This window comes from Streptomyces microflavus (assembly GCF_014650075.1).
Lineage (GTDB): Bacteria > Actinomycetota > Actinomycetes > Streptomycetales > Streptomycetaceae > Streptomyces > Streptomyces microflavus.
Genome location: NZ_BMUG01000002.1, coordinates 206,365 through 222,934 on the forward strand (window position 1 = coordinate 206,365; position 16,570 = coordinate 222,934).

Annotated in this window: 15 protein-coding genes; 8 read left to right on the forward strand and 7 right to left on the reverse strand. The window is 72.4% G+C overall.

Annotated elements, in window-relative coordinates; all coding sequences use genetic code 11:
* Complete coding sequence (locus IE264_RS05975; RefSeq protein WP_078657660.1) at positions 1-1,509, reverse strand: helix-turn-helix domain-containing protein; 1,509 nt, start codon at positions 1,507-1,509, stop codon at positions 1-3.
* A gap of 330 nt (positions 1,510-1,839) precedes the next feature.
* Here IE264_RS05975 and dnaN point away from each other — a divergent pair, with 330 nt between their 5' ends.
* Entirely contained in the window at positions 1,840-2,982 is a 1,143-nt protein-coding gene (gene dnaN / locus IE264_RS05980) for a DNA polymerase III subunit beta (RefSeq protein WP_032760441.1), read from the forward strand.
* 102 nt (positions 2,983-3,084) lie between these two features.
* Here dnaN and IE264_RS05985 read toward each other — a convergent pair whose 3' ends face one another.
* Complete coding sequence (locus IE264_RS05985; protein WP_015609542.1) at positions 3,085-3,969, reverse strand: glycoside hydrolase family 19 protein; 885 nt, start codon at positions 3,967-3,969, stop codon at positions 3,085-3,087.
* Between the two features lie 429 nt (positions 3,970-4,398).
* On the opposite strand from IE264_RS05985, the gene IE264_RS05990 reads away from it, so the two are divergent.
* The 4 genes from IE264_RS05990 to IE264_RS06005 all read left to right on the forward strand — a co-directional run bounded on the left by IE264_RS05990 (position 4,399) and on the right by IE264_RS06005 (position 8,723).
* Positions 4,399-4,764 carry a hypothetical protein gene (locus IE264_RS05990; protein ID WP_032760439.1) on the forward strand — a complete coding sequence of 122 codons (366 nt, stop codon included), beginning with the start codon at positions 4,399-4,401 and terminating at the stop codon, positions 4,762-4,764.
* Entirely contained in the window at positions 4,739-5,827 is a 1,089-nt protein-coding gene (locus IE264_RS05995; RefSeq protein ID WP_229887420.1) for a polyprenyl synthetase family protein, read from the forward strand. The genes IE264_RS05990 and IE264_RS05995 overlap by 26 nt, the downstream gene beginning before the upstream one ends.
* Before the next feature lie 42 nt (positions 5,828-5,869).
* Positions 5,870-7,042 (forward strand): oxygenase MpaB family protein, encoded by a 1,173-nt coding sequence (locus tag IE264_RS06000; RefSeq protein WP_032760436.1) that lies wholly within the window; start codon positions 5,870-5,872, stop codon positions 7,040-7,042.
* A gap of 151 nt (positions 7,043-7,193) precedes the next feature.
* Positions 7,194-8,723 (forward strand): substrate-binding domain-containing protein, encoded by a 1,530-nt coding sequence (locus tag IE264_RS06005; protein ID WP_032760433.1) that lies wholly within the window; start codon positions 7,194-7,196, stop codon positions 8,721-8,723.
* Between the two features lie 106 nt (positions 8,724-8,829).
* Here the strand turns inward: IE264_RS06005 and IE264_RS06010 are convergent, their stop codons facing one another.
* Complete coding sequence (locus IE264_RS06010) at positions 8,830-10,113, reverse strand: adenylosuccinate synthase (RefSeq protein ID WP_015609547.1); 1,284 nt, start codon at positions 10,111-10,113, stop codon at positions 8,830-8,832.
* Positions 10,114-10,299: 186 nt separating this feature from the next.
* On the opposite strand from IE264_RS06010, the gene IE264_RS06015 reads away from it, so the two are divergent.
* The 3 genes from IE264_RS06015 to IE264_RS06025 all read left to right on the forward strand — a co-directional run bounded on the left by IE264_RS06015 (position 10,300) and on the right by IE264_RS06025 (position 12,068).
* On the forward strand, positions 10,300-11,151 hold the full coding sequence (locus IE264_RS06015; protein ID WP_032760432.1) for a diacylglycerol kinase family protein: 852 nt from the start codon (positions 10,300-10,302) through the stop codon (positions 11,149-11,151).
* A gap of 95 nt (positions 11,152-11,246) precedes the next feature.
* On the forward strand, positions 11,247-11,519 hold the full coding sequence (locus tag IE264_RS06020; RefSeq protein WP_032760430.1) for a DUF1876 domain-containing protein: 273 nt from the start codon (positions 11,247-11,249) through the stop codon (positions 11,517-11,519).
* Positions 11,520-11,732: 213 nt separating this feature from the next.
* Positions 11,733-12,068 carry a hypothetical protein gene (locus IE264_RS06025; RefSeq protein WP_015609550.1) on the forward strand — a complete coding sequence of 112 codons (336 nt, stop codon included), beginning with the start codon at positions 11,733-11,735 and terminating at the stop codon, positions 12,066-12,068.
* A 21-nt stretch (positions 12,069-12,089) separates the two neighbouring features.
* Here the strand turns inward: IE264_RS06025 and IE264_RS06030 are convergent, their stop codons facing one another.
* From IE264_RS06030 to IE264_RS06045, 4 genes are all read right to left on the reverse strand, one after another.
* Positions 12,090-13,295 (reverse strand): cytochrome P450, encoded by a 1,206-nt coding sequence (locus IE264_RS06030; RefSeq protein WP_032760428.1) that lies wholly within the window; start codon positions 13,293-13,295, stop codon positions 12,090-12,092.
* Positions 13,296-13,430: 135 nt separating this feature from the next.
* Positions 13,431-14,093 (reverse strand): response regulator, encoded by a 663-nt coding sequence (locus IE264_RS06035; RefSeq protein WP_015609552.1) that lies wholly within the window; start codon positions 14,091-14,093, stop codon positions 13,431-13,433.
* Entirely contained in the window at positions 14,090-15,478 is a 1,389-nt protein-coding gene (locus IE264_RS06040; RefSeq protein WP_032760425.1) for a sensor histidine kinase, read from the reverse strand. The genes IE264_RS06035 and IE264_RS06040 overlap by 4 nt, the downstream gene beginning before the upstream one ends.
* A gap of 184 nt (positions 15,479-15,662) precedes the next feature.
* Positions 15,663-16,484: an SDR family oxidoreductase gene (locus IE264_RS06045; protein ID WP_015609554.1), complete on the reverse strand. Its 822-nt coding sequence runs from the start codon at positions 16,482-16,484 to the stop codon at positions 15,663-15,665.
* Between the last annotated feature and the right edge of the window lie 86 nt (positions 16,485-16,570).

Below are 16,570 nucleotides of genomic sequence, written 5' to 3' on the forward strand. Positions count from 1 at the left end.
TCAGGGCTTCACCTCCTGGGCCCGCAGCGCCAGCCACAGGTCGTAGCGGGCGCTCGGGGGGCGCAGCAGCGAGCGTTGGAGCACGGTCTCCAGCCGGGTGAGGCGCTTGCGGGCTCCGGGGACGGAGATGCCGAGCTCGGCCGCCGTCGGGCCCAGGCGGCCCTCGCAGCCGAGCCAGGCGCGCAGGGTCTCCTCGGCCGCCGGGCCGGCCGGGCCGGTCATCGGGGCCAGTTGGCGGGCGGCCCACTCCTGGACGGCGGGGCGGCGCAGGACCTCATCGAGGTCGTGCGCCGCCCCGTTCGCGTGTACGGGGGCTGCCGTACCGTCGGCGTGTGCGGAGTCCGCCGTACGGGCCGGCTCGCCGGGGTCCGGGGTGCAGACCGGGGCGGGGGTGGCGCGGATGCGCAGGGCCAGGTCGAGCGCCGACTGGTCGGCCAGCCGGTGGAGGTCGAGGCCGAGCAGCTCGCCGATCAGCTTGAGGCGGGCGGCCAGGGTGTTGCGGTGGACTTTGAGGTGGCCGGTCGCGTGCGACGAGAACGCCAGCCAGGACGCCGCGGTGGCCGCGAGCTCCTGGCTCCCCGGGTCCTGGGCCCGGCGCGGCACATGGGTCAGGAGCGGGGTGAGGAGGGCCTCGGCCCACTGCCGTCCGGCGCGCCCGACGACGAGCGCGGGTTCCGGGGCGAGGCCGAACCTGACGTGCCTGGCGGGGTGTTCGCGGGCGACGGCCAGGGCGTGGAAGGCCTGGCGGTAGCCGGTGGCGGTGTCGGCCAGGGGCACCTGCTCGCTGACGCCCACCACGCAGTGGTCCACCAGCGCGGCGACGGCCTCATCGGTGGCGGTCCCCTCCGGAGCCTCTTCCGCCGGCATCACCAGGATGAGGTGGCGGGCGTAGACGGGGCACCGCACGATCCAGGACCGCCCGCCGTCCGCCTCGGCGCAGACCCGGGCCACCTCGTCCCGGCTGCCCCCGGGGCACTCCACGACACAGACCCGTACGGGGTCGGGGAGCCGGGGGCGCAGCGCACCGGCCACCTGGCGGGCGATGGAGAGCTGGCCCGTCATCAGCAGGTGCAGCACCGCCTCCCGGCCCCGCGACTCGGCGAGGTCCACCCGGCGCCGCTTGCGCTCGACCGCCTCGGCCTCCCAGCACAGGGACAGCGGCATCAGCACGTCGGCCAGCAGCGTGGCGAGCCCGGCGGCCACGGGGCGGGGCGTGACGACGGCGAGGAGGGGGGCGGCGCCCCGGTCGTCGGCGTACAGGGGGAAGAGCAGGGCGGTGTGCGCGCCGGTGTCGTGGGAGTACGCCAGGGCCCCGCGCTCCGCGAGCGCCCGCACGCCGTCGGCGACGAGGCGGGGCACGTCGGGGGGCTGGGGGGCGTGAGGGGCCACGGTCCCGGACGCGCTCAGGACGGTCCCGTCGGAGCCCGCGATTCCGGCCCAGCCGTCGGCGCGGCCGGACAGCCAGCGCAGCAGCTCGGCCGTCCCGCCGTTCCGGGCCAGGCGCTGCATCCTCATCAGGTCGTCGGCCCGTTGCCGTGCTCGCACATGATCCCCCGATCACCACTGTGCGGACTGTTACCCCCGCCGTCGCCACACTGGGCGCATTGAACCTCCCCGTGCCCCTACCCACCCGTCTAAGGTCCGAACGTGGTGTTCCGGTAGCGGTGGCAGCGGCTCACGGGGGTGGTCGCTGCCACCGGTGCCGGGACTGCCCGGACACGGCCGGTTGTACCCCGGTCTGTTCGTGAGCCCGGCCGACCCGTCGGCCCCGGCCGATTGTCAGTGGTGGCCTCTAACGTCGTCGGTGTGTCCGGACGACCCGTGAGAAGAGGCCCCACCGTGGAGTTCCGCATCGAGCGCAGTGCCCTGACCGAAGCCGTGGCCTGGGCCGCCCGCGTCCTGCCGGTCCGCTCCCCCGTTCCCGTACTGGGCGGGCTGCTGCTGGACACGGAGGGCGGACGGCTGCGCGTCAGCGGGCTGGATTACGAGGCGTCCGCGCGCATCGACGTGGAGGCCGCCGAGATCCTGCGTCCGGGGAAGGTGCTCGTCATGGGGCGGCGCCTGCTCGACATCTGCAAGGTGCTGCCGGACGGGCCCGTGGAGTGCGCGGTGGAGGGCTCGCGGTTCACCGTCTCCGGGGACGGGGCCCGCTTCGGCCTCTCCGTGCTGCCCCTTGCCGACTACCCGGCGCTGCCCTCGCTCCCGCAGGTCCGGGGCGCGGTGGACGCGGCGGAGTTCGCGGCGGCCGTCGCGGATGTGGCGGTGGCGGCGGGGCGGGACGACACCCTGCCCGCGCTCACCGGGATCCGGCTGGGGCTCGACGGGGAGACGGGGACGATGACACTCGCCGCGACCGACCGGTACCGCTTCGCCGTGCGGACGCTCCCGTGGAAGGCCACCGCGGGCGACCCGGGTCCGGAGGGGAACGCCGATGTCAGCGCTGATGTCATCGTCTCCGCCCGCCGGTTGACGGAGATCGCCCGCTCGCTGGGGCGCTCCGGGCTGGTGAGCGTCGCGCTGGACGCCGGTTCGGCGGGGTTCGAGCACGCGGGGATGCGGACCACCGTGCGGCTGCTGGAGGGGCGGCTCCCGCGCCACGACAAGTTGTTCGCCCTGGAGAGCCCTGCGGTCGCGGTGGTGGACCGGGCGCGGCTGGTGGAGGCCGTCAAGCGGGTCTCGGTGGTCGCCGACGGGGACAGCCCGGTGCAGATGTCCTTCTCCGCCGCGGACAACTCCGTACTCCTCCAGGCAGGTTACGAGGACGACGTGGCGTCCCAGCGGCTTCCCGCGACGCTGGAGGGTGCCCGGGAGATGACCGTGGCGTTCAACCCGGGGTATCTGGCGGACGCCCTGGCCTCCTTCGACGAGCCGGCGCTGCGGCTGCTGCTGATGGGGGCGGGGCAGCGGGCGATGATCACGGGCGAGTCGGAGCCGGACACCCACCGGCACCTGCTGATGTCGGTGAAGCCGCCGCTGATGTAGGCCGGTTCCGGAGCGCCGGAACCGGGGAACGCCGGAACGCCGGAACGCCGGAACGGGGGGCCGCCCGGCAGCAGCCGGACGAACCCCCCGTACGGGTGGGGATCAGCAGCTCAGGTTCGAGCCGGTGGTGGTGCCGAGGATCTGGGTGAACTGGGTGAACTTGTTGATCCGGCTCTGGACCTGGGCCGGGTTGCCCCCGTTGCACTCGATCGAGCCGTTGATCGAGCGGATCGTCTCACCGAAGCCGGCGCCGTTGACGATGGCGTTGTGGGCCGTCATGGTGCCGGGGCCGTTCTGCGTGTTCCAGTACCAGAGGCCGGTCTTCCAGGCCACGGACGCGTTCTGCTCCACCAGGTAGGGGTTGGCCAGCAGGTTGATGCCGAGGGCGTCACCGGCGGCCTTGTAGTTGAAGTTCCAGCTCAGCTGGATCGGACCGCGGCCGTAGTACGCGGCCTGGCCGGCGGGGCAGCCGTAGGACTGGCTGGTGTCGCAGTAGTGCGGGTAGTTGGCCTCGTTGACTTCCTTGATGTAGACCAGCCCACCGGTCTCGTGGCTGACGTTGGCGAGGAACGCGGCCGCCTCCCGCTTCTTCAGCTCGGCGCTGCCGGTGTTGGCGAAGGCCGGGTAGGCGCTGAGGGCGGCGGTGAGGCCGCTGTAGGTGTAGAAGGAGTTCCGGCTCGGGAACATCTGGTTGAACTGGGCCTCGCTGACGACGAAGCCGGTGCCCGGCTGCTCGCCGCCACCGCCGGTGCCGCAGGCGCCGTTGTCGGCCCAGACGTCGGAGGAGCCCGGCCGCTCGTTCTGGGTCCACCACTTGGCGGTGTAGTTACGGCCGTTGTACGAGGCGGTCTGCCCGCCCACGTAGACGGACGAGGAGCTCCAGGCCGTGTTGCAGTTGGCGGCCTGCGCGGTCGCCGCGGGAAGGACGACGAGCATGGCGACGAGCGCGGCCAGCGCGACCAGCAAGCTCATAACGCGTCGGATCACGTGATCACTCCTTAGACGCGGCGCGACGTCCGGCGTGCGCCGCCGTGGGGGTGCCGACACTCAAGCGATGATGGTCTGGACCTGTCAAGGTCTAGACCAGCTTCCGTGAATATGCCACCAGCCCCGCACCGGCCCGCCGACGCCCGTGACAACGATGCCACCATGCCCCCCAACTGCCCTGATTCCGGAAGGATTCGATCCGGATCATGCCGTGAACAGGGCCGGGGCCGAAGGTAAAAGATTCGGCCGTGTCCAGCATGCGGGACGCACCGCCGCCGCAATGCCGCAGGTTTGAAAGACGCTGATCACTCGTTGGTGAGTTTCCCCGGCACCGGCACACACCCCCGGGCAAAACTCGACAGCGCGGCACGAACGCGGCGCCGAGCGGGCCCTCTTGCGGCTCCGGACACACTGCGGCTGGGGGATGGCGTGGAACGAACGAGGGACACTGGCAAGGGCGTCGGCGGACCGGGCGAGCAGGCGGTGCTGCTGGCGGCGGGGATCGCGGACCTGGCAGTGACTACGGTGGGCGCCGCCTTCACCTCCGTACGAGGGCTGCTCCGGCGGTCCGACACGGCCGAGCTGGCGGCGGAGGCCGAACAGGACCTGATCGCGCGCGGCCGCCTCGCACTCGACCGGTACACCACCGCACCCCCGGCCCACCTGGAGGTGCTCGCCCGCCATGTGATCGCCCAGCGCGACGGCGACCGCGCCGGTGACGACAACCGCGCCGGTGACCGCGACCGTACCGGTGACGGAGACCGTATCGGTGACCGTATCGGTGACCGTGCCTGAGGCGTGGGAGCCGGGTTCCTTCAAGGCCCGGGTGGACCAGGTGCTGCACCGCTTCGCCGCCGGGGAGGCCGATCAGCTCACCGCGATCGACGGCTCCCTGGGCCCCGTGGCCGACGCCGTGGAGACGGCGGTGGCGGACGGCAAACGGCTGCGGGCGGCGTTCTGCTACTGGGGCTGGCGCGCGGCCGGACAGCCGGACAGCGACGCCCTGGTGCGGGCGGCGGCCTCGATGGAGCTGGTGCACGCGGCGGCCGTCGTCCACGACGACCTGATCGACGACAGCCCGCTGCGGCACGGGCGGCCCACCGCCCACCTGGCCCTGCGCGAGGCGGTGAAGGACCACCCCGAACCCGCCCTGGCCGCGCGGTCGCTGGCCATGCTGGCCGGGGACCTGCTGATGTCGATGGCCGGGCAGCTCTTCGTCACCAGCGGCCTGCCCGCCGCCTACCTCTCCCGGGCCCGCCCGCTCTGGGCCGCCCTGGCCCGGGAGCTGGTCGCGGGCGAGTGCCTGGAGATCCTGCACACCGGGGCGGCCGCCCCCGACACGGCGACCTCGCTCAAGGTCGTCCGCTACAAGACCGCCAAGTACACCGTCGAGCAGCCCCTGTTGATCGGCGCGCTGCTGGGCGGGGCCGGTGAGCGGCTGCGCGAGGGCTGCTCCGCGTACGGGCTGCCGCTGGGCGAGGCGTTCCAGCTGCGGGACGACCTGCTCGGCCTGTTCGGGGACCCTGAGCTCACCGGCAAGGACGGCTCCGACGACGTACGCGGCCACCGGCCGACCGCCCTGCTCTCGGAGACCTGGCGGCTGGCCGGGGAGGAGGACAGGGCCCGCCTCCGCACCCTGCTCGCGCCCGGGGCGGAGACCCGTACGGCCGCCACGGCCGATCCCGCCGACGCCGTACGCGAAGTGATGCGCCGTCTGAAGGCCCCCGACCGCATCGAGGCCATGATCACCGCCCGGGTCGAGGAGGCACTGCGCGCGCTCGACGAGCTGGACCTGCCGGGCCCCGCGGCCACCGCGCTCACCGGCCTCGCGCACTCGGCTGCCGTCCGCCGTTCCTGACGCCTCCCCGACCCCCGACGTACGCGCAGAAGGAGCAGCACCATGACCTACACCCAGGCATCCCTGGACGCCCTGCGGCAGGGCGGCGACGAACTCGCCGACGCCACGGTCGCCACCCTCTTCGAACGCGGGGAGGTCGGCACGTTCAACACCCTGATGCGGTACGTCTCCACCGCCGGAGCCCCGCTCCCCGACGGGCTGCCCGACGTGGCCCGGGAGTACCTGAACGCCACCGCCGCCCCGCCGTCCTGGGTGGACTGGGGCGAGATGGAGAAGGCCCGGCTGTTCTTCATCGACAACAACGTGCACATCTCCACCGCCCTCTCCTTCGCCTCCATGCCCGCCTGTTACGTCGTCCCGCACGTGGCGAAGCTGCTGTCGGCGACACACGGGCTGAGCTACCCGTCCAAGCGGATGGCGGAGACCGGCCAGTTCACCGTGTACCTGATGCGGCCCGACGCCTTCGAAGCCGGCAGCCGCTTCATCCCGGCGGCGCAGAAGGTCCGCCTCCTGCACGCCTCCATCCGCCACCACCTGCGGCGCGAGGGCGTCTGGGACGTGGAGAGCGCGGGGGTGCCGATCTGCCAGGAGGACATGATCGGCGGCCAGATGTTCTTCTCCATGCTGGTCCTGGACAGCCTCCACCGGCTCGGCATCCACATGTCCGAGGAGGGCGCGGACGCCTACTACTACGCCTGGCGGGTGGTAGGCGCCATGCTCGGCGTCGACCAGGACGCGGTGCCCAAGTCCCTGGCCGAAGCACGTGAGTTCCTCGACCTCTACATGATCCGGCACATGGGCCCGTCCGCGGAGGGCGCGCTGCTGACCCGGCAGCTCATCGACCTCTACGAGGAGATCGTCCCCGGCACCCTCTTCGACCCGATCGTCTCCGCCCTCATCCGCCACCTCGTCGGCGACACCTGCGCGGACTGGCTGGAGGTGCCCCGTACCCCCTGGGACACCGTCGCCAGGGCCGTCCCGCACCTCCTCGGCGTCCTGGAGACCATCGAGGACCGCTCCCCGCTCGGCGCCTGGGCCCTGGACCGGATCGGCCACCTCACCAGCGTGCTGGAGCTGTCCTCCCTGACCCGGGGGCGCGTCATGCACTACGCCATCCCCGAGCACCTCAAGAAGGAGTACGGCGTCCCGTCCGGCCCCGCCCGCACCGGCCGCTGGAGCCCTCCGGCGGCCACCGTGCCGGGGCCCAGGCAGTGAGGGGCTCAACTGCCGTCTGAACAACGGGAGAACAACGGCCGTCGCTCTCCTCCCACCCCTCCCGCTCCCCTCCCGGCCCGCCTACGGTGACTCGCACCGACGCGCGGGCACGGGGACCGAACGCGCGAGCACGGGGACCGGGGGGGCAGCCGTGGAGTGGTTCAGCGCCGAGAACGTCGTGGCGGTCCTCACCGCCGTACTGGGCGTCCTCGCCTCGATCGGCGTGCTCTGGTACGAGCGCCGGGTGCCCCGCCGCAAACGCATCGGCTACCGCGTCCAGATGGACACGCCCATCGGCAGCGACGTGAGCCAGGGCCGGGCCAACGTACGCCTCGGTCTCTTCAGCGAGACCCCCGACATGTCGGACGCCACGCTCGTCCTGCTGCGCGTCGAGAACGACGGCTCGCAGTCCATCGTCGACAGCGACTACACCGGGCGCGAACTGCACGGCCTGACCGCCGAGTTCACCGGACGCACGGTACGCGGCATAGCGGTCACCCAGCCCCCCGGCGCCGTACACCTGATGGAGCACTTCACCCCGGCCGCCGGAATGCGGCACAGCGGATCGCTGATCCGGCTGCCCCGCGTCCCGCTGAACCGGGGCGAGCACTTCAAGCTGCTGGTGCTGCTGACCGGCGCCGACGTCGGCAGCCCGATCCGGATCACCGGCGGCATCCGGGACGGTGAGGTGACGGTCAACCGCGCCGCCCGCCCCGACGACAAACCGCCGCTGTTCGGCCGGGCCGCCCGGCTCATCACCGTGTCCCTCACCGTCTGCGTCATGGTCCTCGCCGCGATCATCCTGGTCCGGGACGACACCCCGCCCCCGCTCGACTGCGCGCGCGGCGAACTCCGGGTGACGGGATCGACCGCCTTCGCCCCCGTCGTACGGGAGCTGGCCGCGACGTACATGGAGGAGTGCGAGGGCTCCCGGATCGAGGTGGACCCCCGCGGCAGCAACTCAGGCATCCGCGAGCTCTCGGACGAGGGCGCGCGGGCCGGGAAGAGCGGCTCGCCGGCGCTGGTGGCCCTCTCGGACGGCCCGAAACCGCCCGGCCACCCGGAGCTGCGCGAGACCCGCGTCGCCGTGTCGCTGTTCTCCCTCGTCGTGAACGACCGGGTGCCGGTGCGCGACCTCTCCCTCGCCGACATCCGCCGCGTCTACGCGGGCGAGATCCGCAACTGGCGGGAGCTCGGCGGCCCGGACCTGGAGATCCTGCTCGTCAGCCGGGACGCCAACTCCGGCACCCGGGAGGTGTTCCAGCGCCGGGTGCTGGACCGCAACGAACCCGCCCAGTCCTCCCGCGACTGCGCCACCAAGGACGACCCGCGGGCCCCGGTCGTCCGCTGCGAACTCGACGGCACCGACCAGGTCCTGGCCACCGTCGCCCGGCTGGACGGCGCCCTCGGCTACAGCGAACTGCGCTCCGGCAGCGAGCCGCGCGGCCTGCACCGGATCTCGATCGACGGCGCCGAGCCGTCTGTCGACACGATCGGCACCAGCACCTACCCGTACCGGGAGATCGAGTACGCCTACACCTACGGCCGCCCGCCCGCCGACTCCCTGGCCTCCGGCTTCCTCGGCTATCTGAGCCGGGGGCGCGGCCAGGACGTCATCCAGATCCACGGCCACCTGCCGTGCGCGACCCCGAAGGGGCTGCGGGTCTGCGGCGAGGACTGAGCGACCGGCCGCCTACGCGCAGGGCCCCGGATCGACGAGGATCCGGGGCCCTGCGCGTACTGCCGTGGTGCTGTGGTGCCTTACCGCTGTGGTGCTGTGGTGCTGCCTACAGGAACGAGTTGATCTGGATCGTCTCGGTCCGGCCGGGGCCGACGCCGATCGCGGAGATCGGGGCGCCCGACATCTCCTCCAGCGCCTTCACGTACGCCTTCGCGTTCTTCGGCAGATCGTCGAAGGTCTGGGCCTTGGTGATGTCCTCGGACCAGCCCGGCAGGTTCTCGTAGATCGGCTTCGCGTGGTGGAAGTCGGTCTGGTTGTACGGGAGCTCCTCGACGCGCTTGCCGTCGATCTCGTACGCCACGCAGACCGGGATCTGCTCCCAGCCGGTGAGCACGTCCAGCTTGGTGAGGAAGAAGTCGGTCAGGCCGTTGACCCGGGTCGCGTACCGCGCGATCGGGGCGTCGAACCAGCCGCAGCGACGGTCACGGCCGGTGGTGACACCGCGCTCGCCGCCGATGCGCCGCAGCGCCTCGCCGTCCGCGTCGTGCAGCTCCGTCGGGAACGGACCGGCGCCGACACGCGTCGTATAGGCCTTGAGGATGCCGATGACGCGGCTGATCTTCGTCGGGCCGACACCGGCACCGGTGCAGGCACCGCCCGCCGTCGGGTTCGACGAGGTGACGAAGGGATACGTGCCGTGGTCGACGTCGAGCAGAGTGCCCTGGCCGCCCTCGAAGAGCACGACCTTGCCCTCGTCGATGGCATCGTTCAGGATCAGGGTCGTGTCGGCGACGAACGGCTTGATCTGCTCCGCGTACTGGAGCATGTCCTCGACGACCTTGCCGGCCTCGATGGCCCGGCGGTTGAAGACCTTGGCCAGGAGCTGGTTCTTCTGCTCCAGGGCCGCCTCCACCTTCTGCTCCAGGATCGACTCGTCGTAGAGGTCCTGGACGCGGATCCCCACCCGGTTGATCTTGTCGGCGTACGTCGGGCCGATGCCCCGGCCCGTCGTGCCGATCTTGCGCTTCCCCAGGAAGCGCTCGGTCACCTTGTCGAGCGTGACGTTGTACGGAGTGATCAAATGAGCGTTGCCGCTGATCAGAAGCTTGGACGTGTCGACGCCTCGCTCGTTCAGACCGCTCAGCTCGGAGAGCAGGACCGCCGGGTCGACCACGACACCGTTCCCGATGACCGGGGTACAGCCCGGCGACAGGATTCCGGAGGGGAGGAGATGCAGTGCGTACTTCTGGTCGCCCACGACGACCGTGTGACCGGCGTTGTTACCGCCTTGGTATCGCACGACATAGTCCACGGATCCACCGAGGAGATCGGTGGCCTTCCCCTTGCCCTCGTCACCCCACTGAGCACCGAGCAGCACAAGTGCGGGCACAGGCGTACACCCCTTCCGGGCGGGGCATGTCCAAGGTCAGGGGGCGTACGTAAAGGTCGTACCTGCCGCACGACGATGTACGGCAAAGCCTGAGCCGTCGAACCGGGTGCCCCGGAATAGACGAAGCCCCTGGCGCAATAGCGCAAGGGGCTCTTGCACCAAGATGCTACCCGAGGAAGGACCGAGGTGTCGGCTGCAGAGCCCCCCGGCGACGGAGACGACCAGCTCCTGGTGGTCATCGACCCGGTCGCCCGCCGGACCGACGGCGAGTCCGTCCGTATCGCCAAGGACGTGCTGAGCGCCGGCTCGCACGCCAAGATCTGCCTTCCGGACACCCCGGAGGAGTTCGCCCGGGCCCTGTCCCGGCGGGGTTCGCGCCGCCCGGTGGTGGTGGGCGACGATCACGCGCTGCTGCGTGCCGTGGCCCAGCTCCACCGGGAGCGCGAGCTCGCCGCAGGCGTCCTTTCCCTGATCCCCGTGGGCGCCGCGCACGCCCTGGAGGTGGCCCATGCGCTCGGCGTGCCCCGGGGTGCGGTGGCGGCCGCGCGGACCGCGCTCGACGGGGCGGTGCGCCGCCTGGACCTGCTGGTGGACGACAGCGACGGCGTGGTGCTCGGCCGGCTGTGCATCCCGGCCCCCACGCTGCTCGCCGATGCCCCGCACACGGGCGTCACGGCCGTCTGGGACACCTGCCGCTCCCTGATGACGTCCCTGGTCCGCCCGGCGGCCCCGGGCGCCTCCGGCGGGCCCCAGGGGACGTACCGGCTGCGGGTCGAGGCGGACGGGGTGCTGCTGAGCGATCTGGACGCGCCGGTGCGGGGGGTCTCGGTCCACTCCCAGGGCGACGGGGGCCTCGCCGACGTGGTCGTCCGCACCTCGGACGGCGAGGAGGTCACGGCGGAGGCCAAGGCCGTCACCGTCTCCGGCGCGGACTTCCGCTACCGGGCCGACATACAGACCGGCGGCCCGGTCCGGACCCGGACGTGGACCGTGCGGGCGGGTGCCTGGGGGCTGATGCTGCCGGTGCCCGCGAGCTGATCCCGCCGGTCCCTGCTGTCCCGGCGAGCGCGGACGGGGCTGCGGAGGGACGCTGAAGGGGTACGTACGGGAATCGGCCGCGGAGGTGACCCGTCATGACCAGGATCGCTGTCGGATGGCACACCGAGCTGGAATTCGAGGAGGACGCGCACCGCACCCGTGCGGCGGCCCTCGTCCGCCTCTCCGACGGAACCGAGGTGCGCGCCCATGGCTACGCCAGCCGCCACCCCTCGGACGAGGACCAGCAGCGGGTCGGCGAGGAGATCGCGGGGGCCAGGGCGCTCAACGAACTGGCGATGAAGCTGCTGACCAAGGCCCACGAGGAGATCGACGAGGCCTCGGGCCGGTCGTCCTACCCGCTGACGTAGGGCCCGTATCCAGCCCCTCCGGCGTTGCAAAGGCGGGGAGCATCTCCGACCCTTCCCGCGCTTGAGGAGCATGGGTGACCATTCACCGCCCTCCCGCGCTTAAGTGCATGGGTGACCATTCCCAGCCCCTCCGGCGTTTGAGGAGCGGGGGTCCGGGGGCAGCGCACCCGAGGCAGCGGAACCGCACCCTGGCCCCGGCGCGTCTCCCCGCGCATGGAGACCCGACAGGAAGCCGCCGCCGGAACCATCGGCTGCCTCGCCGCCGCGCTCGGCGCCCTCGCGGGCATCGCGGCCTGGCTCCCGTACGGCAGGAAGGGCCTCTTCGGCGGCTTCGAGGGCGAGACCAACCCGGCCGTCCTCTGGCTGGGCCTCCCCGTCATGGCCCTCGGCGGGTTCGCCACCGCCCTGGCCGTCTTCGCCGTCGTCCGGGGCCGGTGGCTCGGCGCCCTCGGCCTGGCGGCCGTAGCCGCAGGGCTCGCCGCCTTCGGCTACGCCTTCGACGTCCTGGCCGGCCCCCAGGCGCTGGAGGACTGCGGCTCACCCTGCTGACCCCGACCGCGCAGGCGCCGCCTACACCTCCACCACCAGCTCCTTCAGCCCCCGGATCACATACCCCGGGTGCCACTCCGGCTCCGCCACCATCCGCATCGCGGGCGCCTTCCGCAGCAACTCACCGAAGGAGGCGGTGAGTTCGAGCCGTGCCAGCGGAGCGCCCAGGCAGTAGTGGATGCCCGCGCCGAACGTGACGTGCGGGTTGTCCGGCCGGGTCAGGTCCAGCGTGTCCGGGTGCGCGAACCGCTCCGGGTCCCGGTTGGCCGAGCCGAACAGCAGCGCCACCTCCGCCCCGCGCCCGATCACCTGGCCGTCGACCTCGATGTCGTCCAGCACCCACCGCTCGAACATCTGCAACGGGGTGTCGTAGCGCAGGAGTTCCTCCACGGCCGCCGACAGCGAAGCGGGCGCGGCCCGGAGGGCGGCTAGCTGCTCGGGGTGGTGGAAGAGGGTGCGCCACCCGTTGACCGTGGTGTTCACCGTCGCCTCGTGGCCCGCGTTCAGCAGCAGCACACACGTGGAGACCATCTCCTGCTCGGTCAGCCGCTCCCCCTCGTCGTGGGCAGCGATGAGCGCCGAGATCAGGTCGTCGCCGGGGGCCTTGCGCCGCTCGGCGATGAGCCCGCGCAGATACGCGGAGAACTCCTCCGACGCCCGGACCGCGGCCGCGGCCGTCTCCTCGGAGGGGTTCAGCTCGAACATCCCGCAGATCGCCGCCGACCAGGGCCGCAGCGGCACCCGGTCCTCCTCCGGCACGCCCAGCATCTCTGCGATCACGGCGACCGGCAGGGGCTCCGCGACCTCCGCCAGCAGGTCCCCGCCGCCCTTGGCCACGAACGCGTCGACCAGCTCGGCCGCCAGCCGCCGTACGGTCGGGGCGAGGTTCTCGACCGTGCGCGGGGTGAACGCCTTGGAGACGAGCCGCCGGATGCGGGGGTGGTCGGGGGCCTCCAGGTCCAGCAGCCCCTGCCCGTTGAGCGTGGTGAACGGTTCGTGCGCGGCGGGCGGCGGGGTGCGGCCGAACTCCTCGTGGGTGAAGCGGTGCAGATACGTACGGCCCAGGCGCCGGTCGCGCAGCAGGGCCGATACGTCGGAGTGGTGCGGGATGAGCCACTGTCCGGTCGGCTCGAAGTAGTGCGCCCGGCCGGCGGCGCGCAGGGCGGCGTAGGCGGGGTAGGGATCGGCGACGAACGCGGGCGACCAGGGGTCGAAGGACACGTGCATGACCCGACGCTACCCGCGTCCACCACCACCGCAAGGGGTCCGGAAGCCCCGGCCACCGCACGGGATCCGGGAGCCCGGCCACCGCGCGCCCCCTCGACCGTCCACCGCCCGGCCCCGCGCACGGGGCCCCGGTCCCTACCCCGGCGTGACCAGCCTCGCCTCGTACGCGAACACCGCCGCCTGCGTCCGGTCGCGCAGGCCGAGCTTCACCAGGATGCGGCTGACGTGCGTCTTGATCGTGGATTCGGCGACGATCAGGTGGGAGGCGATCTCCGCGTTCGACAGCCCCTGCGCGATCAGGACGAGCACCTCCGTCTCACGCTCGGTGAGGTCCCCGATCCGGGCGAGCGCGGGCTGCCGCGGGGCCTCCGCGAGCTTGGAGAACTCGGTGATCAGGCGCCGGGTCACGGAGGGCGCGAGCAGCGCCTCGCCCGAGGCCACCACCCGTACGCCGTCGGCGAGCTGCCGGGCCGAGGCGTCCTTGAGGAGGAAGCCCGAGGCCCCGGCCCGCAGCGCCTGGTACACGTACTCGTCCAGGTCGAACGTCGTCAGCACCAGCACCTTGGCGTCCACGACCTGCGCGACGATCTCGCGGGTCGCGTCGATGCCGTTCATCCCCGGCATCCGGATGTCCATCAGGACGACGTCCGGGAAGAGGGCGGCGACCTTGTCGATGGCGTCCCGGCCGTCCACCGCCTCGCCCACGACGGTGATCCCCGGCATGGCGTTGAGCAGCACGGAGAAGCCCTCGCGGACCATCATCTGGTCGTCCACGATCAGGACACGGATGTCGCTCATGTCCGGTCCGCCTTCTTGTGCAGGACGATCTGGGGGACGGTGGCCCCCTCGGCCGGGTCGGTCGGCTCCACCGGCTCCACCGGCTCCACCGGCTCCGCCGGCTCGTCCGCCACCGGTACGGGCAGGAAGACCGCGACCTCGTACCCGCCGTCCTCCGTCCCCACGGCCGTCATCACTCCGTTCAGCATCGCCACCCGCTCCCGCATCCCGGTGATCCCGTGCCCGGCCCCCGGCGACGGCTTGACCAGGCCCTTCGGCGGCCCGTTGACGATGCGCAGCCCGATCCCGCCGAGCACATAGGCGATCTCGACCCTGGCTGTGGCGCCCGGCGCGTGCCGGAGGGTGTTGCTGAGGGCCTCCTGGATGATCCGGTACGCCGACAGCTCGACGCCCTGGGGCAGCTCACGGACGGCCCCGGTGATCACCTTCTCCGTCTCCAGGCCCGTCCCGCGGACGTTGTCCAGGAGCCCGTCGAGCACGGCGAGCGTGGGCTGCGGGGCGTCCGGGGCCTCGTAGTCCTCCGCCCGGACGACTCCGAGGACGCGGCGCAGCTCGGTGAGGGCGGCCACCGCGTTCTCCCGGATGGTGACGAAGGCCTGCTCCAGCTCGGGCGGCGGGTTCTCCACCCGGTAGGGGGCGGCCTCCGCCTGGATCGCGACGACCGACATGTGGTGGGCGACCACGTCGTGCAGCTCCCGGGCGATGGTGGTGCGCTCCTCCAGCAGCGTGCGCCGGTCGCGCTCGACGGCGGTGACGGTGCGCTGGACGGTGACCTCGCGCTCGGCGTCGCGGACCTCCCGTGCGGCGTCGCGCCGGACCTGGAGCAGGGAGACGAAGAGCAGCGCGAAGGCGGTCAGGATGGCCATGGGCGCGGTGATGGACGCGTCCCCGCCCTCCAGCACCACCCCGAACAGCAGGGTCAGCAGCCACATCCAGAGCGCCGTACGGGGCCGGGTCCGGGCCGCCACGACCACCATGACCACCGCCTGCGCCATGAAGGCGCTGGGCCCCCACAGCCCGTCGCTCCCCAGGATCGCGCAGAAGAGCGTCGCGGCCCAGGAGGCCCAGAACGCGGCGACCGGCCTGACCAGGGTCATCGCGACGGCGATCGCGGGCACCAGCCCCATGAGGAGGCGGAAGTTCCAGTTGGCGAACCCGGCCATCATCACGATGAAGGCGGCGAACAGCACCAGGGCGTGCGGGGTCCAGACCACGGCCCGCTTCAGCCCTTCGGGCAGCCGGCGTATGAACCGCCCCTCGGGCGAGAGGGGCGGCAGCGGGCGGTAGGCGAACACGGGGCGGATGAGGTCTTCCCGCAGGCCGTCCATCGCACCGGCGGCCGCCCGGAACTCCGGGCTACTGGTCTTCGTCTGGGTCTCGGTCACGCTTCCACGGTAGGCGGCGGCGGAGTGCGGGTCGTCCCTACAGATGCTGATTCCGGGGCATCCCTCTCAAGGACTACGCGCCCTACTCGCGCCCCGGGGCAGCGCCCCCCGAGGCCGCCGAGCGACGTTCCGGGGGGGCTTTCCGGGGGGCGTTCCGGGGGCGTTCCGAGGCACGTTCCAAGGGTCACGGACGGAAGAATTCCGCGTGCTCCTCGGCCCACTGCGCGAACGTCCGGGCCGGCCGCCCGGTGACCTTCTCCACCGTGTCGATCACGGTCTTCCCCTCCGGCGGGGTGTCCCGGTAGACCTCGATCAGGAACGCGATCACGTCCTCGGGCATCCCCTTGGCCCGCCAGTCGGCGAGCGCCTCCTCCTCGCTCAGCTCCACCAGCTCGACCGCCCGGCCCCGCGCCGCCGCGACGGCCGCCACCTTGTCCCCGACGGTCAGCGCCTGCGGGCCGGTGATCAGGTACACCTGGCCGCCGTGGCCGTCCTCGGTGAGCGCCGTCGCCGCGACCGCGCCGATGTCGGACTCATGGACCATCGCGCTCAGCCGGTCGACGAACGGTTCGCGGACCACGTCCTCGGCCTTGATGCCGGGCGCCCACTCCAGGGCGTTCGCCATGAACTCGACCGGCATGACGACGGTCCACGCGAGACCGCTCGCCCGTACCGCGGTCTCCATGGGGGTGTCCCCGCCGCCGTTGAGCACGGTGACCCTGCGCACCCCCGCCGCGCGGGCCCGCTCCAGGATCTCCTCGCCGGTCGCCAGCGGGGCGAAGAGGCCGCCGTCGAAGGTGATCAGGTGCAGCCCGGTCACGCCCTCCAGCGCGCCCTCCAGCGAGGCCGGGTCGGCGAGGTCGCCGCGCACGGCCTCGACGCCCGCGGGAAACTCGGCGCGCGCCGGGTCGCGGGTCAGGGCCCGGACGTGCTCGCCGCGCTCCAGCAGCTGCTCGACCACTCGACGGCCGACCGTTCCCGTGGCTCCGGTCACCAGGATCGTCATTGCGGGTCTCCTTCGTCAGGTCCGGCCGTTCGGTCCGGCAACACCCAACCTAGGAGCCCTTGCGGTCAGCTTCCGTCCGCAAGGGG